Below are 25,031 nucleotides of genomic sequence, written 5' to 3'. Positions count from 1 at the left end.
GGCCACGCCCGGACGGCACCGGGGGAGCGCTACCGCTTCGGCTTGGTGAACTCGCCGTCGGCGAAGTCGCGCGTCGAGCGGTCCTGCATCACGAAGTGCTGCTTCTTGCCGGTGGCGGTGTACGGCAGCTCGTCGACGAACGCGTAGAAGCGCGGGCGCTTGAAGTCGGCGAGCTCGGCCGACGCGCGGCAGTACGCCTCGAGCTCATCGGCAGCGGCCTGGTCGTCGGCGGGGAGGCCGTCTCGGCGGACGACGTAGGCCACGACGATCTGGCCCCACTCGGTGTCGGGCAGGCCGCAGACGATCGAGTCGGCGACGCCGCCGTGCTGCGCGAGGAGCTCCTCGACCTGCACCGGGTGGACGTTCTCGCCGCCCGAGATGATCATGTCGTCTTTGCGGCCGACGACGGTGATCACCTCGTCGTCGTTCCAGGTGGCGAGGTCGCCGGCGAAGAACCAGCCGTCGCGGAACTTCTTGGCGTCCTCCTCGGGGTTGTTTCGGTAGGCGTAGCCCGACTTCACGCTCCGGACGGCGACCTCCCCGATCTCCTTGCCGTCGGTCGCGACCTGGTCGGCCGGGTCGCCGAGCCCGGTGCTGCGGACGGCCACGACCACGACGTCGTCGTCGATCGACGCGCGACCGGCGGCGCCCGCGTAGGTGGTCAGCTCGTCGCCCGGCAGGAAGGTGTTCCAGAACGCCTCGGTCGTGCCGTAGCCGTTCGAGATGTTCGGCGTCAGAACCTTCTGGTAGCGGAGGGCGGCGTTCCGCTCGAAGGGGGCGCCCATCGTGACGATCCCCTTGAGGGTCGAGAGATCGCGGGGCGTGGCCTCCTGCTCGTCGGCGAGCCGCTCGAGGTTGGTGGGGGCGCCGATCACGTACGTGACGCCCTGCTGCTCGACGAGGTCCATGACCAGCCCGGCATCGAAGCGCGGCAGCGTCACGGCCTCGGCGCCCACGTAGAAGACCGTGTTCGGGCCAGCGCAGTAGGTGCCGCCGCGGTGGAACCACGGCGACATGTTCATCGTCTTGTCCTTGGGCGTCAGCGACATGTTGATGATCACGTCGTGCGCCGTCAGCACCTCGTTGAGGCTCGACAGCGGGACGGCCTTCGGGCGGCCGGTCGTGCCCGACGTGTAGAGGCGGGTGGTCTCGTCCCAGGTCGAGCCGTCGGCGGGGGCGGTGAACGACGGCGCCCCCTCGACGAGCAGCTCGTCGAAGCCGATCGCGCCCTCGACCGCGCTGACGTCGGCGTCGCCCACGGCGACCAGCACGCTCGGCCGGTGCGAGGCGAGCTCGAGCGCCTGCGCGATGAGTGCGGCGTCGGCCGCCTCGAACACGAAGACCAGCGGCTTCGAGTCGTCGAGGATGAAGGCGGTCTCGCCTGGGGCGAGCCGGAAGTTCATGGGCGACCCGACCGCCCGGAGGCCCTGCGTCGCGACGTACAGGAAGGCGAACTCGGGCCGGTTCATGAGCTGGTAGCAGACCACGTCGCCCGTGCCGACGCCGCGGTCCGCGAGGCCCGCGGCGAGCTGGCCGGTGACCTCGCCGAGCTCGGCGTAGGTCCAGCTCTGCCCCGTCTCGGAGTCGGTGAGAGCCGTGCGGCTCGCATAGCGGTGGACGTTGCGCTCGACACCCGCTGCGTACGTGAACCGGCTCTCGAACACCCCCTTCAGGACGGAGGGGTCGTAGTCGCTGTTCGACGTCGTGGTCATGGCGTGCCTTTCTGTGCGGGCGCCACCCGGCGCGGCCGCCTCGCTCGATGCCGACATCGTGTTGCGTCGTGCACCGACATGTCTACCCTGGCCTACCGTCGAGGGCCCGTCGAGGGCTCAGCCGGTCGTGCTCAGCCGGTCCTGTCGGGGACTTCGCCGCCGGTCTCGTCAGGCTCGAGGAAGTCCTCGTAGCTGGGCCCCGGATCGGGAGCCGGCGCCGCAGTGGGCAGGCCGACCGGTCCGTGAGGCGTCGACCGATGGTGCTTGCCGAGATGCTCGACACGCACGGGCGGGACGCGGGGATCACTCGAGTAGCTGCTGGTCATGAGCGTTCCGAACCGATCCCCCGAGGGTTCTCGTAGCGCTTCATACCAGGCATAGTGGCAGACCGACCCGTCCATGCCAAGTCGGAGGCGCGGGGATTGACCGGCGGCGGTGGGAGCCGCTAGACGCTGCGCGGGTGGAGGAACGCACCCGCAGCGAGCGAGAGCGAGAGGAGGTCGTCGACCCCGGCCAGCTCGCGAGCCGAGTGCATCGACAGCAGGGGAGCGCCGACGTCGATCGTGCGGATGCCCAGGAGGGTCGCGGTGAGCGGTCCGATGGTCGACCCGCAGGGCACGGCGTTGTTCGAGACGAACGGCTGGAACGGCACGCCCGCCTGCTCGCAGGCTCGCGCCCACTCGGCCGAGCCGACGCCGTCGGTCGCGTAGCGCTGCTTCGCGTTGATCTTGAGCAGCGGCCCGCCGTTCGGCACCGGCAGGTTGCCGGGGTCGTGTCGCTCCGGGTAGTTCGGGTGCACCGCGTGGCCGGCGTCGCTCGACAGGCACCACGACGCCGAGAACGCGCGGAATCGATCGCTGTCGGTGGCACCGAGGCCGGCGGAGATGCGCGTGAGCACGTCGGCCAGGATCGGGCCGCTCGCACCGCTCGTGCTGGCCGACCCCACCTCCTCGTGGTCGAAGGCGGCCAGGACGGAGATGGAGGCGGCGGCGGCGAGTTCCTGCGCCCCCTCGATCAGGGCGGTCAGCCCCGCGTGCACGCTCGAGAGGTTGTCCATGCGGCCGGCCGCGAGCAGCTCGCCGTCGAAGCCGATGCGCGCCGGTGCCGCCGTGTCGGCGACGAGCACGTCGTGGCCCAGCACCTCGTCGGCTCGGACCCCCGCGATGTCGGCGAGGGCGCCGAGGATGTCGCCGCCGCGCCCGCCCGACGAGTCGAGGCCGACGATCGGGTGCAGGTGACGCTGCGGGTCGAGCTTCAGCCCGTCGTTGACCCCGCGGTCGAGATGGATCGCCAGCTGCGGGAAGCGCAGGACCGGCCCCGTGCGCACCAGGTGGACGGCGCCGTCGCGGGTGACGAGGCGGCCGGCGAACTCCAGGTCTCGGTCGAGCCACGAGTTCGAGAGCGGACCGCCGTAGACCTCCACGCCCGCCTGCTGCCAGCCGAAGCTGCCCGTGTCGGGGTTCGGCTTGAGCTTGAACGAGGGCGAGTCGGTGTGCGCGCCGACGATCCGGAACGGCGTCGTCGCGGTCGCCCCCTCCGGCTGCACCCAGGCGATCACGGCGCCGTCGCGCACGACGAAGCGCCGACCGGCCGACGTCGGCCAGGCGTCGCCCTCGGCCAGGCGCTCGAAGCCGGCCGCCGTGAGACGCGCCGCGGCCTCCTCGGCCGCGTGGTACGACGACGGCGATGCCGAGATGAACGCGGAGAACGAGTCGATGTGGTCGGTGAGAGAAGTCATCCCGACCAGAATGCCGCATCGTAGGCTGAGAGGCATGCGCCTGCTCCTCATCCGCCACGGTCAGACCACTGCGAACGTCGGGGGGATCCTCGACACGAAGGCGCCCGGGCCGAGCCTGACCGAGCTGGGGCGCGAGCAGGCGGCGGCGCTCCCGTCGGCGCTTCAGGACGCCGGCATCGAGGCGCTCTTCGTGTCGACTCTTGTGCGCACCCACCAGACGATGGCGCCGTTGGCCGCCGCCCTCGGCATCCAGCCGATGCCGCTCGACGGACTCCGCGAGGTCGAGGCCGGCGACCTCGAAGACCGAGCCGACCAGGAGGCGTACGAGGGCTACATCGACCCGGTCCACCGCTGGGCGGAGGGCCATCTCGACGTGCGGCTGCCCGGCGGTCCGAGCGGACACGAGTTCTTCGCCCGGTACGACGACGCCGTGGCCGAGATCGCCGCGAGCGGCGTCGCCGTCGCGGCCGCCGTCAGCCACGGTGCCGCCATCCGCGTGTGGGCGACGACGCGCGGGCTGTCGGACGACGGCTCCTTCTTGCGCGAGCACGAGCTCGGCAACACCGGCGTCGTCACGCTCGACGGCTCGCCCGACGCGGGCTGGGCCCTGGTCTCATGGGCCGGATCGCCCGTCGGCGGCGTCGGCGCTGGCGTGGCCGCCGACCCTACCGGCCGCGGCTGAGCTGCGGCTTCAGAGCGGCCTGATCGGCCGCCGCCGTCCCGGGCCGTGCCGATGACGTGCGCATCGGGCTTCGACGCCGGTCGGCGTCGGCCCTAGGGCACCTGCGAACGCTGCACCTCGACGTACGTGCGGATCAGGTCCGAGACCTCGTCGACCGGCAGCAGCGACGAGCTGTGGTCCTGCTCGACCAGGTCGAAGAACGCGGCGCTCGGCATGCGCTTCGCCGCCGCCTGCGACTGCTCGTAGCGGGGGTGGTCGTGCGTGCCGGCGATCAGGAGGCTCGGCACCGTTATCCGCTCAGTCTCGACGTCGGTGATCTCGGGCTGCTCCTCGACGGCCTCGAAGAAGGCGCGCAGCGCCAGCGGGTCGTTGGCCCGGAACGCCTGAGCGGTCGCCGGGTCGACCTCGCGCCCGCGGAACGCGCCCCATCGCGTCAGGAACTCGTCCATCCCTCCGCTGTCGAGCGCATCGCGCCACGTCGGGAAGAACGTCGACGAGATGCGACCGTGCATGTCGCCGAACGAGCCGCCGATGGTGGTCAGAGTCAGGAAGCGCGCCGGCTCGTCGAGCGCGAGCCGCAGGCCGATGCGCGCGCCGATGGAGTAGCCGACGTAATGCACCGGTCCGAGCGCGGCCGCGTCGAGCACTGCGTCGACGTCCGAGGCGAACGCCGCGGGCACGTACGCGCTCGCGTCGTGCGGCTTGCCGCTGCGGCCGTGGCCCCGCAGGTCGAGCGCGATCACCGTGAAGTCGCTCTCGAGGTCGCGCAGGTAGCCGAGGCCCCGCCACGTGCCTTTCGAGAGCCCCGACCCGTGCACGAGCAGGAGCGGCTCGCCCGCCCCCGAGACCTCGTATGCGATCTCGGTGCCGTCGAAGGGGCTCGGAGTCGTTGCGCGCATCCGGCCATTCTCGCAACTCCCGAGGGTCCGCCGTGCCACCATGGCCGCATGACGACTCCGGGATACAGCGCCGAGCAGGTCCGTCGGGCCGAGGCGCCCCTGCTCGAGGCGGGCGAACCCCTGATGAGGCGTGCCGCTGCCGCGCTCGCCGACGAGGTGCGCGCCGTCCTGAGCACCCGCGGATCCGTACCCGGCGTGGTCCTGGTGCTCGCAGGAACGGGAGACAACGGCGGCGATGCGCTCTTCGCCGCGGCGTCCATCGCTGCCGACGGCACGGACGTGCGGATCCTCACCACGGGCTCGCGCGTCCACGACGCCGGGCTCGCCGCCGCCGTCGCTGCGGGCGCGTCGGCCGACGCGCGCGAGGCCATGCCCGGCTCGGCCGAGTTCGACGGGCTGCTCGAGGGGGTGGACGTCGTGGTGGACGGGATCCTCGGCATCGGGTCCGGAGGAGATCCTGCGCTCCGTGGTCGGGCCGAGGAGGTCGTCGAGGCTGTGCGCCCGCGCGTGATCACGCGGATGATGGGCGCGCCGTCGGTCGTCGCGGTGGATCTGCCCTCGGGCGTCGGGTGCGACGACGGGTCGGTGCCCGAGCCCGGAGCCGTGCTTCCTGCGCTGGTGACCGTGACGTTCGGCGCCGTGAAGGCCGGGCTGCTGCTGGCGCCCGCGTCGGGCCTCGCCGGGCGGGTCGTGCTCGTCGACCTCGGCCTCGACCTCGCGGGAGAGAAGCCGCTGGTGCCGGCTCAGGCCCGCGAAAACGGCTCAGCCCCCCAGGAACTCCCGAGGGGCTGAGCCGAAGCGGCGGGTTCGGCGCTACTTGCGCACCACCGACAGGGGCTCGGTGATCGACTCCAGGCCCTGTCGCTCGGCGTTGACCCCGAAGATCAGGGCGATGACGCCTCCGATGATCATGATGGCCGCGCCCAGGTAGTAGCCCGCGGTGAGCGGCCCCCGGTCGGTGCCGTCGCCGACGAGCACGCCGTAGATGAGCGGCGCAAGGGCGCCGAAGATCTGGGCGAGCGCGAAGAAGTACGAGATCGCCTGGCTGCGGATCTCGAGGGGGAAGATCTCGGACACGGTCAGGTACGCGCTGGACGCACCGGCGGACGCGAAGAAGAACGCCACGCACCAGAAGATCGTCTGCGTCGTCGCGGTCAGGAGGTCGGCGCTGAAGAGGGCCGCCGACACCGCGAGCACTGCTCCAGAGATCACGTACGTGCTGAAGATCATCTTGCGGCGGCCGATGGTGTCGAAGAGCGGCCCGAGCACGAGGGGCCCGACCAGGTTGCCGATCGCGAACGGGAAGAAGTACACCTGGGCGCCGCTGTCGCTGAGGCCGTAGAAGTTCGTGAGCACGAGCGCGTAGGTGAAGAAGATCGCGTTGTAGAGGAACGACTGCGTGATCATCATGGTCGCGCCGACGAGCGTGCGGGTCGGGTACTGCTTGAACAGGACCCGAGCGATCGTCCGGAACGGGATGCTGCCCGTCGCCTTGACCTCCATCGCGAGCTTCGGGTCGACGTCTTCGAGGTGGCCGCCCTCGTGCTTCACCCGCGACTCGATGTCGTCGACCGTCGCCTCGGCCTCTTTTTGGAAGCCGTGAGTCATCAGCCACCGGGGGCTCTCGGGGATGTTGCGGCGGAGGAAGATGATCAGGATTCCGAGGACCGGCCCGATGAAGAACGCCAGGCGCCAGCCGACGTTGACCGCGAAGATGTCGTGGTTCAGGAAGAAGTAGTTGGTCGCCGCTCCGAGAGCCGCACCGCCCCAGTAGGTGCCGTTGATGGCGATGTCGACGCGACCGCGGTACTTGGCCGGGATCAGCTCGTCGATCGCCGAGTTGATGGCGGCGTACTCGCCGCCGATGCCGAGGCCGGCGACGAATCGGAAGACGAACAGGAACCAGACGGCGGGCGAGAGGCCCGCGACACCCGATCCGACCAGGTAGATCACCAGCGTCAGGATGAAGAGCTTCTTGCGCCCCAGGCGGTCGGAGAGCCGGCCGAAGACGATGGCTCCGACGACCTGGCCGATCAGGTACGTCGTACCGAGTGCGCCGACCTGCCCGGAGGACATGTTGAATTCCTGGGCGAAGCCGTTCGACGCCACGATCTGGATCTCGAGACCGTCGAGCACCCACGAGATGCCGAGGCCGACGATGATCGACCAGTGGAACCTGGTCCAGGGGAGTCGGTCCATCCGGGCGGCGACGAGGCTCGTCACCGGACCCTTGCTCTGGCTTGCCGTCGTGCTCGACATGTCTGCTCCTTCGCGCATTGCACCTCGGGTGTTGCGTGGAGCAACGCGGTGCACGGTAGACCCGCGGAGGCGTCGTGTCCGCCCGGGGCGAAAAGCGCGTCGGTTTGTGGATCTAGAGCGCGGCGCACTCCATGCACACCGGTCCGAGCTTCGTCTCGTGGTCGAGCTGGATGCGCGGACGGACGAGGAAGCACTCGACGCAGGTGAACTCGTGCTCCTGGATCGGCAGCACGATGACGTCGAGCGCCTCGTCGACGATGGAGGCCTCGAGCTCGAAGCCGTCGGCCGAGTCGCCGTCGTCGAGGTCGGCCGTCAGGCCGGTCGGCTTGGTTGCTCGGGCGTCGATGGAGACGACGTTGTCGTCGGTGTCGGGGGCGTTGCGTGGGGCGTCGTAGTCGGCAGCCATCGGGATCTCCTGTGGGTCTGGGGGAAGCGGTCGGGCGGTCAGCCCGCCGCTACTATAGGCGGCATCAGCTGGTTGTCGCGCCATGTTCGCCGACGGCTGGCGTGCATGTCGGCGATCGGCTCTCGACGACGAGAAGAATCAGGAGCGCGCGGTCTCGATCATCGCGACCACGTGCGGCGTGCTCCAGCGCAGGAGAGCGTCCGAGGGCGGCTTCTCGAGGTCCTCTCCCCAGATCGCCACGGCCGCACCCGACATCGGAGCAGGAAGAAGCGAACCGGAGTCGCCGTCCCATGTCCGGAGCGACCAGTTCGTGCGGAGATCGGCGACGGTGTACGCGCTGTCGGCCTCGTCGAGATCGCTCGGCACCTCGTAGAGGTAGTACGAGTTGTAGTTGAGCAGGTCGATCCCCGCCGCCGAGAGATCGTTCGCGCTCGCCCGGTGCTTTCTCCGTTCAAGGCGCTCCGCCTCGTCTTCGGTATCTCCATCGAAGCTCCAGTAGGTGACGCGGACGCGCGGATCCAATCGCTTCACCGCCGTCCGGTCGATCCCGTCGTTCCAGGCCCACACCTGACGATTGCCGACAGCGGCCGCCATCGCATTCAGCCATCTGACGCGTTGATCGGCGGTGACGCCGCCTCCCCATTCGTCTCCGCCGATGTGCACGGTGCGACTGGACGGGAAGGTCCGCGTCACCTCCGTGTACAGCTCGGTCGCTAGCGCCAGACTTCCCGGCGCCGAGGTGTCGAGCTCGCTTTCACCCGAACGAATGCGATCGACCCACTTGGTGCCGTGTCGAGCCTCGAGAAGGGCGAATGCGGCAGCCATGTGACCGGGAGTGTCGATCTCGGGCACGAGCGCGATGCCTCGCTTCGCTGAGTAGTCGGAGATCTCGCGAGCCTGCGCGGCGCTCAGAAAGGGACGGCCGGTCACTCGACTCGTGTAGACGCCGTCGTCGAGATCGGCATTCGCGGGGGTCTGGCCGAGGACTCTGCTCTCGATTCCGACGTTCTGGTCGTCGGTGAGGTGCAGGTGCAGAAAGCGGCCGCCGTTCTCGGCGAGGAGGTCGATGTACTTCTTGATCAGCGCCACCGGGTAGTAGGCCCGAGCGACATCGAGCATCACACCCGTGTCGGGACGTGCCCGTGTCGCGGGCGAGGTCCTGACACTGGCCGCCGACGCGCGGCAGTTCTGCGTCGAGTACACGCCAGTGCAGGCGAGGACCGCGTACTTCCCTTTCGCCGCGCGGGCAGGAGCACGGTGGATCGCGCGGACCGTCGCGTTCGCGCCCCCCGCGAGTGACTTCACGGTGACCTGGCCGAGCGTGTACTTCTCGGTGCCTGCGGCCAGGTAGAGCCAGGCGCGGAGAGCCGGCTTCCGCACGGAGGAGCTGTTCGTGATCTTCAGGGTGGTGCGCACGGACGTGCCGGTCGAGGTGGCGGTGACCTTGGTGATCTTCAGCGGTGACGCCTTCGAGCTGAGGGCGGCGAGCGTCACGGCAGAGGCGTCAGGCGTCGCGGTCTTCGCTGATCCTGCGAATGCGCCGATGCCGACCAGCGCCGCAGCCGACATCGAAATCGCCACTCCGGCAGCGATGATCCGGCGGGCGTGACGAGGCGCAGGCGCTCCGTCCGCTACGAATCGATCTCTCTTCCGACGCACCACGACGCTCCCCCTCAGCATGACCATCGTTCGCCCGAGCCGCGACATTCCCCTCAGAGAGATCGAGACACCGCGCGCGACGGACCGAATTCCCATCGTAGAGCTGTCCCATCGTCAGTCGGCATCAGCACACGAAGCTGCGATCGCGACGTGGCGTGCGCGCGCCGCGCTCCGCCTGGCAGCACGACTGAACGAGAGCGCCTCTGCGGATCGCCGCCATCATCTCGATTCCACCGTGCGGCCACTCCGCGTCGCCTGAGTGCGACTGCGGTCACGATCGCGCTGCCGCCTTCGCTCGGGCCCTCGTCCATCGGAGCCCTAGGCTCCTGCCATGGTCATGATCGAGCCCGTTTCCCCCGATGCGCCTGCGGCATCGACGATCGTGCGGGCCTACATGCTCGACGTCGCGTCTCGATGGTTCAATCGGCCGGCAACGGCTCGGGAGGTCGATCAAGCCCTGCTCGACGAGCCCTGCGACGACCTCGACGGAGACGCGGGGGTGCTCTTCCTCGCTACTGAGGACGACCAGCCGATCGGCTGTGTCGGCGTGCGGTTCACGGCCGGAGTGGCGGAATTGACGAAGGTCTTCACGCTGCCGGCTCACCGGGGGAGAGGAGTCGGCTCACGTCTCCTGCGAGCTGCCGAGGAGGCGTGCAGGGAACGGGGGATAAGCACTGTCCGGCTCGATACCCGCGCCGAACTCGGAGAGGCGTGCGCCCTGTACGAACGCCTCGGCTTCGAGTCCGTCGACGCGTTCAACGACGAGCCGTACTCCGACCGTTGGTACAGCAAAGGCTCTCGACCGTGGGGCACGTCAGTCGATGACCGAGCAGCCCGTGGCAGGCTACGGCCATGACTGACTCGCCTGTCTCCCGATCGACGCTGATGGAACAGGACCTCGGTTCTGTGATGAGCGTCTCGCGCGTCGAGGTGCGACGCATATCGATCGAGGCCTTCACTGCCGGCGGAGCTCACATGCATAACGGGCCGGTCTTCGGCACGATCGAGAGCGGCTCTGTCACCTTCCAGATCGGTTCCGAGCCGGAGTCGGTCCTGCGGGCCGGCGATGTCTTCTACGAACCCGCCGGGACCGTGGTCTCGAAGTTCGACACCCGGAACGAGCCCGTGGTGTTCCTGGGCTACTTCCTGCTTGCCGACGGCATTGCGCCTGAGATCGAATTCGTCTCGCAGAGCTGACCCTCAGTCGATCCGATGAGCAGCTCGGAGATGACCGGCTGACACGCAGTCGCGGCAATCGCCACGCCGATCGGCGTCAGTGCCGCTCCAGGATGGCCAGGAACTCGTCTGCCCATTCGAGGTTTCGCTGGAGATTGGCCCGTCGGAGTCTCGTATCGGCGATGTAGGCATTGAGCTCAGCCTGAATCGCCGCTCGTGTCTCCGGTGTCCGTGCGGCGGTGATCCGATCGATGACGTCGAGAACGTCCGCCATCTCCTCGAGTGCGAATCCGAGGGGTTTCATGCGCCGGATGATCAGGAGCCGCTCGAGGTCGTCGGCGGTGTAGAGCCGGAATCCTCCGTCGCTGCGGCCCGTGGGATGGAGCAGGCCGACATCGTCGTAGTGACGGACCGTCCTCGTGGAGAGGCCGGTGCGTTCGGCGAGTTCGCCGATGTGCATCGTCGAACCGGCGTCGGCGTCGTCCACATGTCCTCCTCTGCACCGTGCGGTCGTGCGGGACTGATCGTAGTTCCCCCGACTTCCCGTGCACTGCTCGGTCGATTCGCTGCGACCTCGACCCGGTGGACACCAACCTTTCCGCGACGGTAAGGTTGGCCGCAGACCGACCCTTCCGTCGCGGAAGGGTTGCACGCCGGCTGCCTGAGGCCGGTCTCTGAGTTTCCGCACCTCTCGGTGCGGGGTGCGCGTAGACGCGCGCCACGCGAACGACACCATCGCGGGCGCAGCGCCCGCACCCCATCGCAAGGAGAGACTCCCTTTGACCACGACCGCGTCCGTGCCCGTGCCCGCGCACACCAGTCCCAGCGTCCTCAGCGCGTTGAAGAATCCGCGTCTTCTGACACGCGAAGCCCTGGCGGGTCTCGTCGTCGCCCTGGCCTTGATCCCGGAGGCGATCTCGTTCTCGATCATCGCGGGCGTCGATCCGCGCGTGGGGTTGTTCTCCGCGTTCGTGATGGCGGTCGTCATCTCGATCGTCGGCGGGCGCGCCGCCATGATCTCCGGCGCCACGGGAGCGATCGCCCTCGTCGTCGCCCCGGTGATGAACCACCACGGTCTGGACTACCTCATCGCGACGGTCATCCTGGGCGGCGTCTTCCAACTCGTCCTCGGCGGCCTGGGAGCAGCGAAGCTCATGCGCTTCGTACCGCGCTCCGTGATGGTCGGATTCGTCAATGCGCTGGCCATCCTCATCTTCACCGCGCAGCTTCCGAACATCATCGGAGTGTCGTGGATCGTGTGGCCGATGACCGCCGCCGGGATCGCGGTCATCGTTCTCCTGCCCCGCCTGACGAAGGCGATCCCCGCGCCGCTGGTCGCGATCGTCCTCGTTACCGTCGTCACGGTTCTCGCATCGATCGCGATCCCGCGCGTGGGCGATGAAGGGAAGCTCCCGGACAGTCTCCCGACCCTGTTCGTCCCGCACGTCCCCCTCACCTTCGAGACGTTGACGATCATCGCCCCCTACGCGTTCGCGATGGCCCTCGTGGGGCTCCTCGAATCGCTGATGACCGCGAAACTCGTCGACGAGGTCACCGACACGGGATCCCGGAAGACCCGTGAAGCACTCGGGCAGGGCATCGCGAACATCTGCTCCGGATTCCTGGGCGGAATGGGCGGCTGCGCGATGATCGGCCAGACGATGATCAACGTCAAGGCCTCGGGTGCCCGCACCCGCATCTCCACCTTCCTCGCCGGCGTCTTCCTCCTGGTTCTCGTCGTCGGATTGGGTGACGTCGTTGCCGTCATTCCGATGGCCGCTCTGGTCGCCGTCATGGTGATGGTCTCGGTCGGCACCTTCGACTGGCACAGCGTGAAGCCGTCGACCCTGAGGCGGATGCCCGTCGGCGAGACCATCGTCATGGTCCTCACGGTGGTGGTCGTCGTCGCCACCGAGAACCTCGCGATCGGCGTCGTCGTCGGAGTGATCGCAGCCATGGTCGTCTTCGCGAAACGGGTCTCGCGCTTCGCGAGCGTCACCCGCAGCATCGAGACTCACGCCGACGGCACCCGGCGCGCCATCTACACCGTCGACGGGGAGCTCTTCTTCGCCTCCAGCAACGACCTCACGACCCAGTTCGACTACGACGGGGATCCAGACGGGATCGTCATCGACATGGCCCGTTCTCACGTGTGGGACGCCTCCACCGTCGCTGCCCTCGACGCCATCGAGACCAAGTACCGGGCGCACGCGAAGACGGTCGAGATCCGCGGTATGAACGACGCCTCCCGGGCGTTCCACGGTCGCCTTGCCGGCAACCTCGGCGCCGGCCACTGACCCCCTCCTGCGCAGGAACTCCCGTGCAGCCCAACCGCCGTCCAAGCAATCACCCCCGACGCCGCATGGCCCCTGCGGCGGAGCCGCCAGAGGGCACCACTTGTTCCGCCGACGCCGCATGGCCCCCGCGCGGAGCACGAGGGCCATCCGGTGAGAGACGGAGCCCGCGGCGCAGCCGCCGTAAGGCACCACTAGCTCCGCCGACGCCGCATGGCCCCCGCGCGGAGCACGAGGGCCATCCGGTGAGAGACGGAGCTAGTCGGCCAGAATCGTATAGAGCGCCCGGCGCAGCTCGTCGAGCTTGTCCTTGCCGGCGCTGCGCTGCTCGGGGGTGGCGTCGAAGGCGAACTGCTTGATGACGCCGGCGAGCTTGATGGCCGAGCCGATGAACTCGTCGTGGCGGGGGTCGGCCTCGGTGGCCTCGCCCCACGCCTTGGCGATCTCGTCGCCGTGCTCGGCGACGTAGGCGGTGCCTTCGTCGGTGAGCTGGTACATCGACTGACGGCCCTCGCCGGTGACGGCGATGAGGCCCTCGTCGACGAGCTGCTGCAGGGTCGGGTAGACCGAGCCCGGGCTGGGACGCCAGGCGCCTTCGGTGCGCTCGGCGATGGACTTCATCAGTCCGTAGCCGTTCGCGGGGGCGTCACCGAGGAGCGACAGGATCGCGAGCCGGACGTCGCCCTTGCGAGCGCGGCCGCGGCCGCCGCGGCCCGGGCCAAAGCCCATGCCGGGGCCGCCGAACGGGAAGCCGGGGCCCATGGCGCCGGCTGCGGCACCGAAGCCGCCCATGCCGGGGCCGAAGCCGCGGCCGCGGCCTCGGAAGGGACCGAACTCGGGACGCTCGTGGTGGGTACGGGTTGTGTCTTTCTCAAAGAAATCGTGCGTGTTCATGGAGTACTTCTTTCGGTAGGTGCAGAGGGCGACGCTGTCGGGCTCTGCAAGTTCGGTGGACCGCCGGGCGTTCCTGCCGGGCGATAGCTCAAAGATATATCGTGATAGTTCGTTAAGCAAGCCCCGACTGAAACTTTCTTCCAGGCGCTGGCAGACTGGCCCGATGGTCAAGGGATCCGACACCACCGTCAGCGTCACGCGCGTCCAAGCCGGCGACGTCTACGTGCGCGTGTCGTCGATCGGCGACAAGGGGGTCCGGCCGTTCGTGCTGGTCCCGGGTATCGGCGTCGCGAGCAACTACTTCGAGAGGCTCGCCCCGAACCTGAATGAGTTCGGCCCTGTCTACGCGGTCGACCTTCCGGGCTTCGCGGGCGTTCCGCACCCGGAAGACGCCATGACGATCCGCCAGTACGCCGACCTCGTCGGAAAGGTCATCGACGAGCTCGAGCTCGTCGATCCGGTGATCGTGGGCCACTCCATGGGCACGCAGGTGGTGACCGATCTCGTCGCGAGGCGTCCTGAGATCTCGACCGTCGTCCTGATCGGGCCGGTCATCAACCCGGCTGAGCGCGTCCTCCTCAAGCAGGGCCTCCGATTCGCCCAGGCCGCTGTCCACGAGCCCGGCCGCGTGAAGGCGCTCGCGTTCTCGGCCTACCTGTTCTGCGGCGTGAAGTGGTTCTCGCGGATCCTGCCGAAGATGATGACATTCCCGATGGAGCGCGCGCTCCCGCACGTGAAGGCCGACACGCTAGTGATCCGCGGCGAGTTCGACGCGGTCGCTCCGAGCGACTGGGTGCGCCGGGTCGGCGAGCTCCTGCCGTCGTCGCGTCTGTGGGAGATCCCCGGGGCCGCCCACTCGGTCATGTACGCCCACGCCGAGGAGGTCGCGAAGCTGTGCGTGGAGCACGCCGAGCAGCCCATCGAGTACGACGAGGGCGGCGTGCTCAGGGTGTTCCGTCACGAGGGCGAAGGCGAGGCCGGCGAGATGTTCGACCCCTCGGCCGCCGACGTGGTCGCGTCGGTCCGAGGCCGGGTGCGCGAGTCGATCGGCATGGTGACCGGCGACGACGATCTGATCGCCGAGGGCAAGACGGAGCACGGCGAGGCGATGCAGCGCGCGCACGCTCGCGCCGAGGGCGAGCACGAGGCAGAGGGCGGCGCGAAGGACGCCGCCGGGGCGGGGGAGCCCGCCTAGCGGTAGTTGCCCGGCCAGTCGAAGGCCGGAGCGGGCTGCGCGCGGGTTCCTGCCGCGTGGATGACGAGGTCGATGTCGTCGAGGTTCCGCAGCACGATCGACGAGGGATCGCCGGCCCGCCGATGGCCGTCGACGAACACCGTCAGGATCTCGCCGATGTCGCCGCCCTCGGAGCCGATGTGGCGGGCGTCAAGCCGGACGTCCCACTCGGTGAAGAACTGACCGAGGGTGAAGTCGCGGCGCTCGGGCGACTCGACGTGGATGATGCCCGACGTGTCGTGCGTGTGGAGCGACGTCGCGTAGCCGTGGCTCTCGTCGAGCCCGATCTGCGCGGCGACGGCCAGGGGCACGCCGTCGACGGTGATCGTGAGGTGCGTGTGGACGTGCTCGGCCAGCTTCGCGCCGTAGACGTTCTGCAGGTCGGCGGCGGCGCTGAGTTCCTGCTGGCGATCACCCGTCGGGGCCGGCCACGGCGGCGAGCTCGCGGCCCCGTGCGACAGCTGCGTCGAAGTGGCCCGGTCGTGCGTGACGCCGATGGCGGCGACGATGCCGACCACCGCGAGGATCACGAGCAGGAACTCGAGGCGGTACCGCGGGCGGGCCGATGCCACTCCGATCAGCTCCCCACGACGAGCGGGACGAGGAGTCCGGCGATCCACGCCGCGAAGAAGACGGCCACTCCGACGAACAGGAAGGCGAAGCGGCGGCGCGACGGGTGGCCCGGGCCAGAACCCCAGATCGCCGCACGCTGCATGACCCGGTGCGCCTCGTAGACGACCTTGTCGACGGCCGACTCGCTCCGGTCGAGCGTGCCGTCGCGGTCGAGGGCGACGATGCGCTCGGCCTCATCGAGCGTCATGCGGGTGACGCTGCGGCGGGGGCGGGAGGTCATGGGTCAAGCGTGCCACCTGCGGGGCTCGCTGGGGCGCCTAGTTCGGCTGCACTCCGAATGCGCGCGCGAGCCGGTCGATCTTCTGGGCACGGCCGAGGCGGGGCAGGTCGCTGCCGTCGCGGATGATCCGGCCCCGGCCCTCGAAGTCGGCGAGGAAGTCGCGGGCCCACGCCGTGTCGGACGGCGTCGGCGAGATCACCTCGTTGATGACCGGGAGCTGGTCGACGTCGAGGCACAGCTTGCCCGTCAGGCCGAGGTTGACCGCGATGGTCGACTGCTCGCGGAGCACGCCGTGGCTCGAGCCGACCGTGGGGCCGTCGATGGGGCCGGGCAGGTTGCCGATGCGCGAGGCCACGACGAGGCGGGAGCGCGGGTAGGCCATGGCCATGTCGTCGGCGCTGGTGCCGGTGTCACGGCGGTAGTCGCCCGAGCCGAACGCCAGGCGGAACGCGCCGCGCGCGCTGGCGATGCTCGGCGAGAGCTCGATGCCGAGGGCCGACTCGACCAGCGCCAGCACCGGTGTGACGCCGTGCAGGCGGTCGAAGGTCTCGGTGACGTGCTCGCCGGCCTCGGTCTTGGCGAGCATCACGCCCTGCAGGCCGGGGAGCCCGACGAGGGCGTCGACGTCGTCCGACCAGAAGTCGCTCGACCGGTCGTTGATCCGCACCCAGGCTCGACCGCCGTTCGACAGCCAGGCGACCACGTCGTCGCGGGCGGCCGGCTTGCGCTTCGGGTCGACGGCGTCCTCGATGTCGAGCACGATCTGGTCGGCGCGCGACGAGCCGGCGGAATCGAACGACTCCGGCCGCGTTCCCGGCACGAGCAGCCAGGAGCGGGCGATCTCGGGGTCGGGGCGCGAGCGGCCCGTCGCGGGCTGCGAAGTGGTGTCGGTCATGGTGCCTCGTCGTTCGTCGTCGATCGGTGCCCCCACGCTAGCGGGCGGCGGCGGCATCGGCCGGTTCGTGACGCGGGCGCGCGGGAAAGGGCCGGGGGCGGCCCGGGACGGCGCCGGCGCGGGTTCGGCGGCAGGCGGCGGGGGAGAGCGGCGGGCGGCGCGGGGCGGGGTAGCGTCCCCGGAGACCGATCACGAGGAGCGATCATGACGGATCCGAACACGCCGGCCGGCGCCCCGCACGGCGAGGCCGAAGAGCAGAGCAGAACAGCGCAGGGCGGTGCCCCTTCGCAGGACGATGCCTCCGCGCAGGACGGTGCCCTCGCGCAGGACGGTGCCCTCGCGCAGGAACGTAGCGCCGACCCCGACGACACGTCCTTCGCCGCGCCCGCCCCCGCGTGGACCGCCACCCGCGCCCCGGAGGCCTCCGCCGAGACGGAGCGGCCCGCCGCCGAGCAGTCGGCAGCCGAGGCGGAGTCCGAGCCCGTCGGTCCGAGCCAGTCGGAGCCCGCCGGCGGGCAGCCCGCGTCCGAGCAGCCGGTGGATGAACCGGTGCACGCTGCCGAGCAGCCGGTCGACGAGCCCGTGCGCACCCCTGAGCAGCCCGTCGACGAGCCCGCCCGTTCCGCCGACGAGGCCGTTTCCGAGCCCATCGCCGTCGGCTCCGCGCCCGGCTCGTCGCCGGAGCCTGCCGCAGCCGAGCGAGCCTCGACGCCCGAGCCCACCTCGACGCCCGAGCCCACCTCGACCCGCGAGCCCACCTCGACGCCTGAGCCGGACGCCGCTCCCGCGGCGCCGAGCGTGCCGCCGCTCGCGCAGCCGACGTCGGCGGCTCCCGCCGCAGCCTCGGCCACCGGCGCGCTGCACGACGACAGCGCGCTCCGGGCCGCCGAGGCGGCCCGCTCGGGGGAGGCCGGAGTTCCTGCGCTCGCATCATCGGCATCCACCCCCGCAGGCGCCGATGCGAACGACGACCTCGACGACACGCGCATCACGGCGCCGAACGGCGCCCGCGCCTCGTCGTGGACCCCGCCGCCTGCGCCCGTCTCGCCGTCGGAGGGCGCCGCTCCCGCGCCGGTGACGACGCCGACGCCGTACGCGCCGCCGACCCAGACGGTTCCGGCCGTGACCAGCACCACGCCGATCTCGAGCCTCGGCACCTCGCCGGCCGAGAGCCTCGGGTTCGCCGACGGGATCGCCTCGGACGACGACTTCACCCCCGAGGAGCTCGCGCAGCGGCGCGCGTTCCACGGCGAGATGGTGTTCCGGCAGAAGCAGGAGTTCTCGGGCTTCAACTTCGGCGCCGCGTTCTTCGGATGGCTCGCCGCGACGGGCCTGGCAGTCCTGCTCGGCGGGATCGCCGGCGGCATCGCGCAGGCCTCGGGCTTCGTGCAGAAGCCGCTCCTCGACGGAAGCGTCGACACGATCTCGTCGTCGGGCACGACCCTGAGCGTCCAGACGCTGCAGATCGTCGCGCTCGGAATAGCGCTGTTCGTGATGCTGATCTCGTACTTCGTCGGCGGTTTCGTCGCAGCGCGGATGGCCCGGTTCTCGGGTATCAAGCAGGGCTTCGCGGTGTGGCTGTGGGGCGTGTTCCTCGCCATCATCTTCTCGGTCGTGGCCGTCGTGATCGGCAGCCAGAACTCGATGATCGCCGACTACCGCGACCAGCTCGGGCCGCTGACCATCGACGACTTCATCACCGTGCCGGCACTGATCGTCGAAGGTCTCATCATCGTGCTGTCGATCGGCGGCGCCCTGCTGGGCGGCCTGACCGGAACCGTGTTCCACCGCCGGGTCGACCGGTTCGGCATCGAAGAGGTCTGACGCCCGCAGGGCTGGGTCAGACGGACAGGACTACGGACTAGAGGTACGTGATGCTGGCGGGTGCGTCGAGGCCCGCCAGCAGGTGCACGTGCGCCTGCCACAGGTCGTCGAACAGCAGCTCGCGGAAGATGTGCTGGTCGTACGTCTGAGCGGCGTCGCCCGTCTCGAACGGCTCGCCGACCCGTGTGCCCACATGCACGGACACGACGTGCGAGCTCGGCGTCGTCGTCCGCGGCAGGCTCGTGTCGCGGCCGTTGGCCGCGTCGGCGACGGCGCGCTCGGCCGACCCGCGGATCAGATCGCGGTGCGAGTGCAGCAGGAAGGCCGCGTCGCGCATCCAGGTCTCGAGCCGGGCCAGCTCGGCGGAGTCGAATGCGTCGGCGGGGAACGACGTGGCCGAGAAGATCCCGATCTCAGGAAGCGTCTCCCACTCGAGCAGGAGCCTCGTGAAGGTCCCCGCGCGCGGCATCAGGAGAAGGCGGCTCGACTCGGCCGTCGCGGTGTAGTGGAGATCGGGCTCGACCAGGAGGCCGTCGATGTCGATCGCGGCGCCGAAGGCCGCATCGGGCAGCGACAGCCCGACCGTCAGGTCGCGCCAGAGCGGGGTGGCCGCCGTCACGCTGAGCCCCCCACGTCAGGCCCGCAGGATCGCAGGCAGCACGAACACGGCGAAGATCAGGAAGGCCGCCGAAGCCCCGAACACGATCCACGTGGTGGCGGGAAGGCTCGCCTGACCGGCGTCGGCCCGCTTCTGCAGACGGCGGTGGCGCGCGACGGTCTGCACCACGATGAGGAGCACGATGCAGGCGACGAGGAGCGAGACGATCAGGACGGTCACGCCGACCATTGTCCCAGGTGTCGCCTGCGGGAAGCACCGGGATCGAGGCGGCTCACCCCAGATCGGGAGGCATTCCGAGACAAAAGACACCCGTGGCCCCGAGGAGTTCGCTATGGTGTGCAAGCGACTCGGCTGGTTACCGGGCGCCCAGCGTCGATGGGGACGGTGCGTTCGTCCTTCTCCTGATCCGAGTGGCGGCCGCGCCGAGCATTCCCTTCGACCTCCGTGTGCCCTCGGCTTCGTGCCGGGGGCACACGTGCGTCCGGAGTCCTCTCGTCCATCCCGGCTGCCATGTCGGTGGCTCGGAGTACACCGGACCCATGACCGACGCGACCGATCCACTCGCCCACCTCGACCTCGTCACCCTGCCCGGCAGCGAGCGCGCCCCCGCGCCCGGCGTCCAGCCGGCGGCCGCGACCCTCGACGACTCGGCGCTCGTCGAGGCCACGCTCATCCTGCGGCGGGCCAACCCCGTCGATCCCGCTGTCGTCGAGGCCGGCGCCGTCGATCGAGACGCGTACCTGCGCGACCACGGCGCCGCCCCGGCCGACGTCGACCTGCTGCGAAGCACCCTCGAGTCGCTCGGCGTCACGGTCATCGCCGTCGACGCGGCGAGCCGACGGGTCCGGGTCTCGGGGAGCGTGCGGGTGATGTCGGCCGTCTTCGGCACCTCGCTCGACGAGGTCGCGAGCGAGGCGCCGGTCGCAGGTGATGGCCCGGTCGCGGGTGACGGCCCGGTCGGAGGTGACGCGCCGGTCGGAGGTGACGCGCCGGTCACGGACGACGCCGGGCCCGACAGCGCCTCGCCTCGCGCCGTCCACCGGCACCGCACCGGAACACTCAGCGTTCCGAGCGCCCTCGACGGCGTCGTCACCGCCGTCCTCGGGCTGGACGACCGCCCCCAGGCGCGCGCCCAGTTTCGGGTAGCCCCCGCGACGGCGGGGGCCGCCTCCTTCACGCCCGTCGAGCTCGGCGAGCTCTACGCGTTCCCGGCGGGCACCGACGGCGAGGGCCAGACCATCGCCATCGTCGAGCTCGGCGGCGGCTTCGGGCAGGCCGATCTCGACGCGTACTTCGGCGGGCTGGGCATCGCGACGCCGTCCGTGACTGCGGTCGGCGTCGACGGCGGCTCCAACGCGCCGGGCGCTGACCCGTCGGGCGCCGACGGCGAGGTGCTGCTCGACATCGAGGTGGTCGGCGCGCTGGCGCCCGAGGCCGCGATAGTCGTCTACTTCGCGCCCAACACCGATGACGGCTTCGTCGACGCTGTCGCGACGGCGGCGCACGCGACGCCGACTCCGGCGGCGATCAGCATCAGCTGGGGTCAGAGCGAAGACCGCTGGACCGCACAGGCGCGCTCGTCGTTCGACGACGCCCTCGTCGATGCGGCCGCGCTCGGAGTCACGGTCACGGCTGCGGCGGGCGACAACGGCTCGAGCGACGGGCAGACCGACGGCGCCGACCACGTCGACTTCCCCGCGTCGAGCCCGAACGTGCTCGCGTGCGGGGGCACGAGCGTGAGAGCGACCGGCGGCGCCATCGCCGCCGAGACCGTCTGGAACAACGGCGCCGGCCGCGGCGCCACCGGCGGCGGGGTCAGCCGTGCCTTCGCGCGGCCCGGCTACCAGTCGTCGAGCGGCGTGCCCGCGTCGACCCAGCCCGGCGGCGGCCGCGGCGTCCCCGACGTCTCGGGCAACGCCGACCCGGCCACGGGCTACGAGGTGCTGGTCGACGGCACGCGCTCGGTCATCGGCGGCACCAGCGCCGTGGCTCCGCTGTGGGCGGCGCTGGCCGCGAGGCTCACGCAGGCGCTCGGGGCACCGCTCGGGCTCGCCCAGCCGAAGCTGTACGCAGCGGCCTCCGCGTTCCGCGACGTGACCGAGGGCGACAACGGCAGCTTCTCGGCCGGTCCGGGGTGGGACGCCTGCACCGGCCTCGGGTCGCCGAACGGCGAGGCGCTACTCGCGGCACTCCGCGGCTGAGCCGGGTCTCCCCGGGCGCCGGTCGTCCTGCACGTCTAGCATCCGAGGCATGGCCCCCTCGAAGACCTCGACCCTCCTCATCCTCGGCGCCTCGGGCGACCTCGCTGCACGGCTCCTCATGCCCGGCCTCGGGACGCTCCTGACGCACGACCGCGACCGCCGCGTGCAGCTGATCGGCTCGGGCGTCGAAGACCTCAGCCCCGAGGAGTGGAAGCAGCGGGTCGCCGACTCCTTCGCGAGCGAGGGGGCGAAGGGGGCCGCCGTGCAGGCGGCGCTGCGCTCGACGACGTACATCAAGGCGGATGTCACTTCGGAGGAGGGGCTGGCGGGGCTGCTGAGTTCCTGCGCCTCACCGCCCGCGATCTACTTCGCCCTGCCGCCGGCGATCACCGAGAAGGCCTGCGCGGCGCTCCAGAAGATGGGGGTGCCCGAGGGCACGTCGCTCGCGCTCGAGAAGCCGTTCGGCACCGACGAGCGGTCGGCGAAGAAGCTGAACGCGCAGCTGCTGAAGATCGTGCCCGAGAACCGGATCCACCGGGTCGATCACTTCCTCGGCCGGTCGACGGTGCTGAACCTGCTGGGACTCCGGTTCGCGAACCGCCTGATCGAGCCAATGCTGTCGAGCCGCGATGTCGAGAGCATCGAGATCGTCTACGACGAGCAGCTCGGCCTCGAGAACCGCGCGCGCTACTACGACCACGCCGGGGCGCTCGTCGACATGATCCAGAGCCACCTGCTGCAGGTGATGGCCGTCCTCGTGATGGAGGCGCCCGCCACTCTCGGGGCGGCCGACGTGCGCGACCAGAAGCAGCTCGTGCTCCGGGCCACGCACCTGTGGAACGACGACGCGACCACCAGCCGCCGAGCGCGGTACGGCACGGGCACGATCGAGGGGCGCAAGCTGCCCGCTTACAAGAAGGAGCCCGGGGTCGACCCCGATCTCGGGACGGAGACGCTCGCCGAGATGACCGTCGAGGTGCGCAACATGCGGTGGGCCGGCGTGCCGATCCTGCTGCGCTCGGGCAAGGCCCTCCTGACTCACCGGCGCGAGATCATGATCACGTTCAAGGCGCCGACGCACGTGCCGCCGGAGTTCCACACCCGCACCACCGCCGATCGCCTCCGCATCGCGATCTCGCCCGACACGATGAGCCTCGAGCTGAACGTCAACGGGCCCGGCGACCCCTACACGATCGACCGTGCCAGCCTCGAGGTCGACTTCGGCGAGGGCGACCTGCCGGCCTACGGCGAGGTGCTGCAGGGGATCCTCGACGGCGACGCGGCCCTGTCGGTGCGTGGCGACGCGGCGGTCGAGGGCTGGCGGATCGTCGAGCCGGTGCTCAAGGCCTGGCGCGCCGGGAAGGTGCCGCTCGACGAGTACCCGGCGGGCACCGACGGGCCGAAGAGCTGGCGCTGAGCGGCGCCGCGCCGGAGCCGCGTCAGCCCTGGTAGCGCTCGAGCACGCGGCGGAAGAATGCGTCGGAGGCCGTCTGCTTGACGACCGACGGCACCAGCTCGGCGGTCTCGTACAGCTCGGTGGCGCGCTCGAACTCGCCGGTGATGAAAGCGGCGACGGCTCCGGGTGGGCGGCCGACCCCGAGTTCCCGCGTCGTGCGCTTCTTCTCGAGCAGCTCGGCGGTCTCGGCCAGCACGTCGGCGGGCGGGTCGCTCTCGGCGAGCAGGGTCGAGAGGTCCATCGGCGCCACAGCCGAGTCGGGGTTCGACACGAGCCACCGCAGGGTCGTCGCGGCGCGGAGCGAGTAGAAGATGCGCTTCAGCTTCATCGGGGCGTCGGTGTCGGGCCAGTGCTTGATGCCGGTGTGCAGGTAGTGGCGCCCGGTCAGCGCGCGGTCGGCCACCTCGGAGGCCAGGTGCAGGAACTCCTCCCGGAACCACTCGTCGCCCCGGTACACGATCGGCGACCTCAGCCATTCGACGACCACCGCGTTTCCGCGGGCCAGGAGCCGCACGGCCTTGGCGAGGTCCCAGCCGTTCACGTCGAAGATCTCGTCGAGCGGCGTCTCGATCACGTCGCGCTCGGGCCAGAGCGACAGGTAGCGGTCGCGACCGCGCACGAAGAAGAACCGGCAGTCGTAGTCGCTGTCGGGTGAGGGGAAGCCCCACGCCCGGCTGCCGCTCTCGATGGCCCAGGGCACGACGACGTCGTGGTCGGCGATGACCGCGTCGAGTCGGGAGTCGATCTCGGAGACGACGTCGGGGTCGAGGGAATCGGGCACGCTGCGCATCCGTGCACGCTACCGGAGGCGGGTCCTCGACACGCGACGGGTGGCGCCGAGTTGCCTTCAGATGGCAGGAACTCCCGGCCGCCGCCCCTCCCGGCCCGCCAGAATGGAGCCATGACCACGACGCCCCGCCCCATCGCCCTCGTTACCGGTGCCTCGCGCGGAATCGGGCGCGCCATCGCCGTCGACCTCGGCCGCACCCACCACGTCATCGTGCAGGGCCGCGATCAGGGGGCTCTCGACGCCCTGGCCGCCGAGCTGCCGTCGGCCACGACCTGGGCGGCCGAGCTGACCGGCGACGGTGCGCTCGACGGATTCCTGGCCGCCGGGCCTGACGGTTCGCTCACGACGCTCGACGTGCTGGTGCACTCGGCCGGTGTCATCGGCGGGTCGACCGTCGAGGCCACGTCGCGCGACGAGTGGCGCCGAGTGCTCGAGGTGAACGTCGTGGCCGTCGCCGAGATCACGCGTGTCGCCCTCCCCGCCCTCCGTGCGGCACGGGGCACCGTCATCGTCATCAACTCGGGTGCGGGATTCACCTCTCGGGGCGACGGCGGCGTCTACGCCGCCAGCAAGTTCGCCGTCCGGGCCTTCGCCGACGCCCTCCGACAGGAGGAGCGCGCCCACGGCGTCCGCGTGAGCTCGGTCCACCCCGGGCAGGTCGACACCGACATGCAGCGCGAGATCCAGGACTCCAGGGGCAACGCCTACCAGGCCGACAAGTACCTCGGGGCGGGCGACATCGCGGATGCCGTCCGCATGGTCGTCGACCTGCCGCCGCGGGCCGTCGCGGAGGTCGTCTCCGTCCGCCCCCTGGCGCTCGGCTGACGATGGACGTCCCGACGCCCTCGAGCTTCCTGATCCTCCACGGCTATGAGAACCATCGGCCGCCCGGGCACTGGCAGCGGTATCTCGCGGAAGAGCTCACAGTCCGCGGACACGACGTCCGCTACCCGCAGCTGCCGGATCCCGACGCCCCCGACGAAGCCGCCTGGCTCGAGGTCGCGCTCGCGAACCTGGCGACGCTCACCGAGGGGCCGGTCACGGTCGTCGCCCACAGCGCCTCAGCGGTGATGTGGCTCCGGGCCTGTTCGCGAGCGGATGCGGACGGCTTAGAGGTGCCCCGGGTGGCTCGCGTGGCGGTGGTCTCGCCGCCCGAGGCCGACGTCATGCTCGCGATCCCCGCGGTGGCGGCGTTCGCCTGGCGACCGACGGGCGAGCCGCTCGACCTCCGCGCCGACGAGGCGCTCGTCGTGATCGGCGGCGGCGACGAGTTCGCGCCGCACGGCGCGGCCGGGATCGCCCCGCATGTGGCGGCCCCTGTGGTCGAGGTTCCGGGCGCAGGTCACATCACGCCGACCTCCGGCTACGGCGAGTGGCCGGCGATGCTCGACTGGTGCCTCGGCCTGCCCGCCTTCCATCCCTCGCACTCACCCGGCTGAG

At 70.5% G+C, this 25,031-nt stretch carries 26 protein-coding genes; 11 read left to right on the top strand and 15 right to left on the bottom strand.

Annotated features, from left to right (window positions below):
- Positions 1 to 29: 29 nt before the first annotated feature.
- The 3 genes from AC3CBB_RS10680 to AC3CBB_RS10670 all read right to left on the bottom strand — a co-directional run bounded on the left by AC3CBB_RS10680 (position 30) and on the right by AC3CBB_RS10670 (position 3,450).
- The gene (locus AC3CBB_RS10680; protein WP_488624553.1) at positions 30 to 1,712 is read right to left on the bottom strand and encodes a class I adenylate-forming enzyme family protein; all 1,683 of its coding nucleotides are present in this window, start codon (positions 1,710 to 1,712) and stop codon (positions 30 to 32) included.
- A 131-nt stretch (positions 1,713 to 1,843) separates the two neighbouring features.
- Entirely contained in the window at positions 1,844 to 2,038 is a 195-nt protein-coding gene (locus AC3CBB_RS10675; protein WP_488624552.1) for a hypothetical protein, read from the bottom strand.
- 119 nt (positions 2,039 to 2,157) lie between these two features.
- A complete protein-coding gene (locus AC3CBB_RS10670; protein ID WP_123505297.1) occupies positions 2,158 to 3,450 on the bottom strand; it encodes a M18 family aminopeptidase in 1,293 nt (430 codons plus the stop codon).
- Positions 3,451 to 3,484: 34 nt separating this feature from the next.
- Between AC3CBB_RS10670 and AC3CBB_RS10665 the strand changes: the two genes are divergently transcribed.
- Positions 3,485 to 4,132: a histidine phosphatase family protein gene (locus AC3CBB_RS10665; RefSeq protein WP_488624551.1), complete on the top strand. Its 648-nt coding sequence runs from the start codon at positions 3,485 to 3,487 to the stop codon at positions 4,130 to 4,132.
- A 92-nt stretch (positions 4,133 to 4,224) separates the two neighbouring features.
- On the opposite strand, the gene AC3CBB_RS10660 is transcribed toward AC3CBB_RS10665, so the two are convergent.
- A complete protein-coding gene (locus AC3CBB_RS10660; RefSeq protein WP_488624550.1) occupies positions 4,225 to 5,031 on the bottom strand; it encodes an alpha/beta fold hydrolase in 807 nt (268 codons plus the stop codon).
- A gap of 48 nt (positions 5,032 to 5,079) precedes the next feature.
- On the opposite strand from AC3CBB_RS10660, the gene AC3CBB_RS10655 reads away from it, so the two are divergent.
- Positions 5,080 to 5,823 (top strand): NAD(P)H-hydrate epimerase, encoded by a 744-nt coding sequence (locus tag AC3CBB_RS10655; protein WP_488624549.1) that lies wholly within the window; start codon positions 5,080 to 5,082, stop codon positions 5,821 to 5,823.
- 21 nt (positions 5,824 to 5,844) lie between these two features.
- Here AC3CBB_RS10655 and AC3CBB_RS10650 read toward each other — a convergent pair whose 3' ends face one another.
- From AC3CBB_RS10650 to AC3CBB_RS10640, 3 genes are all read right to left on the bottom strand, one after another.
- Complete coding sequence (locus tag AC3CBB_RS10650; protein ID WP_233579890.1) at positions 5,845 to 7,290, bottom strand: MFS transporter; 1,446 nt, start codon at positions 7,288 to 7,290, stop codon at positions 5,845 to 5,847.
- A 112-nt stretch (positions 7,291 to 7,402) separates the two neighbouring features.
- Positions 7,403 to 7,696, bottom strand: a complete 294-nt coding sequence (locus tag AC3CBB_RS10645) for a DUF4193 family protein (RefSeq protein WP_199738217.1) — start codon at positions 7,694 to 7,696, stop codon at positions 7,403 to 7,405.
- A 138-nt stretch (positions 7,697 to 7,834) separates the two neighbouring features.
- Positions 7,835 to 9,277, bottom strand: coding sequence for a family 20 glycosylhydrolase (locus AC3CBB_RS10640; protein ID WP_488624548.1), 1,443 nt, complete (start codon positions 9,275 to 9,277; stop codon positions 7,835 to 7,837).
- 409 nt (positions 9,278 to 9,686) lie between these two features.
- On the opposite strand from AC3CBB_RS10640, the gene AC3CBB_RS10635 reads away from it, so the two are divergent.
- Positions 9,687 to 10,211 carry a GNAT family N-acetyltransferase gene (locus AC3CBB_RS10635; RefSeq protein ID WP_488624547.1) on the top strand — a complete coding sequence of 175 codons (525 nt, stop codon included), beginning with the start codon at positions 9,687 to 9,689 and terminating at the stop codon, positions 10,209 to 10,211.
- A 29-nt stretch (positions 10,212 to 10,240) separates the two neighbouring features.
- Positions 10,241 to 10,552, top strand: coding sequence for a cupin domain-containing protein (locus AC3CBB_RS10630; protein ID WP_158614160.1), 312 nt, complete (start codon positions 10,241 to 10,243; stop codon positions 10,550 to 10,552).
- A 76-nt stretch (positions 10,553 to 10,628) separates the two neighbouring features.
- On the opposite strand, the gene AC3CBB_RS10625 is transcribed toward AC3CBB_RS10630, so the two are convergent.
- Positions 10,629 to 10,991: a MerR family transcriptional regulator gene (locus AC3CBB_RS10625; protein WP_488626740.1), complete on the bottom strand. Its 363-nt coding sequence runs from the start codon at positions 10,989 to 10,991 to the stop codon at positions 10,629 to 10,631.
- A 319-nt stretch (positions 10,992 to 11,310) separates the two neighbouring features.
- Here AC3CBB_RS10625 and AC3CBB_RS10620 point away from each other — a divergent pair, with 319 nt between their 5' ends.
- Positions 11,311 to 12,828: a SulP family inorganic anion transporter gene (locus AC3CBB_RS10620; RefSeq protein WP_488624546.1), complete on the top strand. Its 1,518-nt coding sequence runs from the start codon at positions 11,311 to 11,313 to the stop codon at positions 12,826 to 12,828.
- Positions 12,829 to 13,083: 255 nt separating this feature from the next.
- On the opposite strand, the gene AC3CBB_RS10615 is transcribed toward AC3CBB_RS10620, so the two are convergent.
- Positions 13,084 to 13,719, bottom strand: a complete 636-nt coding sequence (locus AC3CBB_RS10615) for a PadR family transcriptional regulator (protein ID WP_488624545.1) — start codon at positions 13,717 to 13,719, stop codon at positions 13,084 to 13,086.
- Positions 13,720 to 13,882: 163 nt separating this feature from the next.
- On the opposite strand from AC3CBB_RS10615, the gene AC3CBB_RS10610 reads away from it, so the two are divergent.
- A complete protein-coding gene (locus AC3CBB_RS10610; RefSeq protein ID WP_488624544.1) occupies positions 13,883 to 14,914 on the top strand; it encodes an alpha/beta fold hydrolase in 1,032 nt (343 codons plus the stop codon).
- Here AC3CBB_RS10610 and AC3CBB_RS10605 read toward each other — a convergent pair.
- From AC3CBB_RS10605 to AC3CBB_RS10595, 3 genes are read right to left on the bottom strand one after another with little or no spacing between them, the layout of a single operon-like run.
- Entirely contained in the window at positions 14,911 to 15,525 is a 615-nt protein-coding gene (locus AC3CBB_RS10605) for a hypothetical protein (protein WP_488624543.1), read from the bottom strand. The genes AC3CBB_RS10610 and AC3CBB_RS10605 overlap by 4 nt on opposite strands.
- A gap of 5 nt (positions 15,526 to 15,530) precedes the next feature.
- On the bottom strand, positions 15,531 to 15,806 hold the full coding sequence (locus tag AC3CBB_RS10600; RefSeq protein WP_488624542.1) for a hypothetical protein: 276 nt from the start codon (positions 15,804 to 15,806) through the stop codon (positions 15,531 to 15,533).
- Between the two features lie 37 nt (positions 15,807 to 15,843).
- Positions 15,844 to 16,701: an HpcH/HpaI aldolase/citrate lyase family protein gene (locus AC3CBB_RS10595; protein WP_488624541.1), complete on the bottom strand. Its 858-nt coding sequence runs from the start codon at positions 16,699 to 16,701 to the stop codon at positions 15,844 to 15,846.
- A 204-nt stretch (positions 16,702 to 16,905) separates the two neighbouring features.
- Between AC3CBB_RS10595 and AC3CBB_RS10590 the strand changes: the two genes are divergently transcribed.
- On the top strand, positions 16,906 to 18,525 hold the full coding sequence (locus AC3CBB_RS10590; protein ID WP_488624540.1) for a YrzE family protein: 1,620 nt from the start codon (positions 16,906 to 16,908) through the stop codon (positions 18,523 to 18,525).
- A gap of 37 nt (positions 18,526 to 18,562) precedes the next feature.
- Here the strand turns inward: AC3CBB_RS10590 and AC3CBB_RS10585 are convergent, their stop codons facing one another.
- Entirely contained in the window at positions 18,563 to 19,144 is a 582-nt protein-coding gene (locus tag AC3CBB_RS10585) for a hypothetical protein (RefSeq protein ID WP_488624539.1), read from the bottom strand.
- 15 nt (positions 19,145 to 19,159) lie between these two features.
- The gene (locus tag AC3CBB_RS10580) at positions 19,160 to 19,363 is read right to left on the bottom strand and encodes a hypothetical protein (protein ID WP_488624538.1); all 204 of its coding nucleotides are present in this window, start codon (positions 19,361 to 19,363) and stop codon (positions 19,160 to 19,162) included.
- 320 nt (positions 19,364 to 19,683) lie between these two features.
- Here AC3CBB_RS10580 and AC3CBB_RS10575 point away from each other — a divergent pair, with 320 nt between their 5' ends.
- Positions 19,684 to 21,345: a S53 family peptidase gene (locus AC3CBB_RS10575; RefSeq protein WP_488624537.1), complete on the top strand. Its 1,662-nt coding sequence runs from the start codon at positions 19,684 to 19,686 to the stop codon at positions 21,343 to 21,345.
- A gap of 49 nt (positions 21,346 to 21,394) precedes the next feature.
- Positions 21,395 to 22,762 carry a glucose-6-phosphate dehydrogenase gene (locus AC3CBB_RS10570; protein ID WP_488624536.1) on the top strand — a complete coding sequence of 456 codons (1,368 nt, stop codon included), beginning with the start codon at positions 21,395 to 21,397 and terminating at the stop codon, positions 22,760 to 22,762.
- A gap of 22 nt (positions 22,763 to 22,784) precedes the next feature.
- Here AC3CBB_RS10570 and AC3CBB_RS10565 read toward each other — a convergent pair whose 3' ends face one another.
- Complete coding sequence (locus tag AC3CBB_RS10565; RefSeq protein WP_488624535.1) at positions 22,785 to 23,591, bottom strand: nucleotidyltransferase domain-containing protein; 807 nt, start codon at positions 23,589 to 23,591, stop codon at positions 22,785 to 22,787.
- Positions 23,592 to 23,702: 111 nt separating this feature from the next.
- Here AC3CBB_RS10565 and AC3CBB_RS10560 point away from each other — a divergent pair, with 111 nt between their 5' ends.
- On the top strand, positions 23,703 to 24,416 hold the full coding sequence (locus AC3CBB_RS10560) for an SDR family oxidoreductase (protein WP_488624534.1): 714 nt from the start codon (positions 23,703 to 23,705) through the stop codon (positions 24,414 to 24,416).
- A 2-nt stretch (positions 24,417 to 24,418) separates the two neighbouring features.
- Positions 24,419 to 25,030, top strand: a complete 612-nt coding sequence (locus AC3CBB_RS10555) for an RBBP9/YdeN family alpha/beta hydrolase (protein ID WP_488624533.1) — start codon at positions 24,419 to 24,421, stop codon at positions 25,028 to 25,030.
- The last annotated feature ends 1 nt before the right edge of the window (position 25,031 follow it).

Source organism: Frondihabitans sp. OV104 (assembly GCF_057787745.1).
This window is presented reverse-complemented; position numbering and strand designations above follow the sequence as displayed.

Coding starts and splice junctions, on each gene's coding strand:
- AC3CBB_RS10595 (WP_488624541.1), bottom strand. CDS start 16,701: ATGACCGACACCACTTCGCAGCCCGCGACGGGCCGCTCGCGCCCCGAC.
- AC3CBB_RS10670 (WP_123505297.1), bottom strand. CDS start 3,450: ATGACTTCTCTCACCGACCACATCGACTCGTTCTCCGCGTTCATCTCG.
- AC3CBB_RS10630 (WP_158614160.1), top strand. CDS start 10,241: ATGGAACAGGACCTCGGTTCTGTGATGAGCGTCTCGCGCGTCGAGGTG.
- AC3CBB_RS10665 (WP_488624551.1), top strand. CDS start 3,485: ATGCGCCTGCTCCTCATCCGCCACGGTCAGACCACTGCGAACGTCGGG.
- AC3CBB_RS10565 (WP_488624535.1), bottom strand. CDS start 23,591: ATGCGCAGCGTGCCCGATTCCCTCGACCCCGACGTCGTCTCCGAGATC.
- AC3CBB_RS10660 (WP_488624550.1), bottom strand. CDS start 5,031: ATGCGCGCAACGACTCCGAGCCCCTTCGACGGCACCGAGATCGCATAC.
- AC3CBB_RS10645 (WP_199738217.1), bottom strand. CDS start 7,696: ATGGCTGCCGACTACGACGCCCCACGCAACGCCCCCGACACCGACGAC.
- AC3CBB_RS10600 (WP_488624542.1), bottom strand. CDS start 15,806: ATGACCTCCCGCCCCCGCCGCAGCGTCACCCGCATGACGCTCGATGAG.
- AC3CBB_RS10555 (WP_488624533.1), top strand. CDS start 24,419: ATGGACGTCCCGACGCCCTCGAGCTTCCTGATCCTCCACGGCTATGAG.
- AC3CBB_RS10575 (WP_488624537.1), top strand. CDS start 19,684: ATGACCGACGCGACCGATCCACTCGCCCACCTCGACCTCGTCACCCTG.
- AC3CBB_RS10655 (WP_488624549.1), top strand. CDS start 5,080: ATGACGACTCCGGGATACAGCGCCGAGCAGGTCCGTCGGGCCGAGGCG.
- AC3CBB_RS10675 (WP_488624552.1), bottom strand. CDS start 2,038: ATGACCAGCAGCTACTCGAGTGATCCCCGCGTCCCGCCCGTGCGTGTC.
- AC3CBB_RS10560 (WP_488624534.1), top strand. CDS start 23,703: ATGACCACGACGCCCCGCCCCATCGCCCTCGTTACCGGTGCCTCGCGC.
- AC3CBB_RS10590 (WP_488624540.1), top strand. CDS start 16,906: ATGACGGATCCGAACACGCCGGCCGGCGCCCCGCACGGCGAGGCCGAA.
- AC3CBB_RS10680 (WP_488624553.1), bottom strand. CDS start 1,712: ATGACCACGACGTCGAACAGCGACTACGACCCCTCCGTCCTGAAGGGG.
- AC3CBB_RS10615 (WP_488624545.1), bottom strand. CDS start 13,719: ATGAACACGCACGATTTCTTTGAGAAAGACACAACCCGTACCCACCAC.
- AC3CBB_RS10635 (WP_488624547.1), top strand. CDS start 9,687: ATGGTCATGATCGAGCCCGTTTCCCCCGATGCGCCTGCGGCATCGACG.
- AC3CBB_RS10610 (WP_488624544.1), top strand. CDS start 13,883: ATGGTCAAGGGATCCGACACCACCGTCAGCGTCACGCGCGTCCAAGCC.
- AC3CBB_RS10625 (WP_488626740.1), bottom strand. CDS start 10,991: ATGCACATCGGCGAACTCGCCGAACGCACCGGCCTCTCCACGAGGACG.
- AC3CBB_RS10570 (WP_488624536.1), top strand. CDS start 21,395: ATGGCCCCCTCGAAGACCTCGACCCTCCTCATCCTCGGCGCCTCGGGC.
- AC3CBB_RS10650 (WP_233579890.1), bottom strand. CDS start 7,290: ATGTCGAGCACGACGGCAAGCCAGAGCAAGGGTCCGGTGACGAGCCTC.